Here is a 273-nt window from a genome sequence, read left to right on the forward strand (position 1 = left end):
GGTCGGAACGTGTCTGCGGTGCGGTCGCTGTCTGGCGATAGCTGACGCTCACGGAGGGCCCCGGCCGGCCACTGAGGGCCGCCGGTTGGTCAGGACGGCAGCGAGGACAGGAAACGCCGTCACGCCAGCGAACCTGCTGTAACAGGTCCGCTGCGACCGATTCCGACCCAAACACATCGAGCGGAACCATTCGTGTCGGACACCGCTGTAGTACTTAGCAGAAGTTTTGAAGATAGATACCGTAATTTATACTGTAAAGCGAATCAGTTTAGT

1 protein-coding gene is annotated in these 273 nt (G+C 58.2%); it reads right to left on the reverse strand.

Features of this window, described 5'->3' with window-relative positions; all coding sequences use genetic code 11:
• On the reverse strand, nt 1-190 hold a 190-nt coding region (locus tag EXE44_RS21950; RefSeq protein WP_274595407.1), incomplete at its 3' end, for a transposase.
• Between the last annotated feature and the right edge of the window lie 83 nt (nt 191-273).

The sequence above is a fragment of the Halorubrum sp. SS7 genome (assembly GCF_005435055.1).
In the GTDB taxonomy this organism is placed as follows: Archaea; Halobacteriota; Halobacteria; order Halobacteriales; family Haloferacaceae; genus Halorubrum; species Halorubrum salinarum.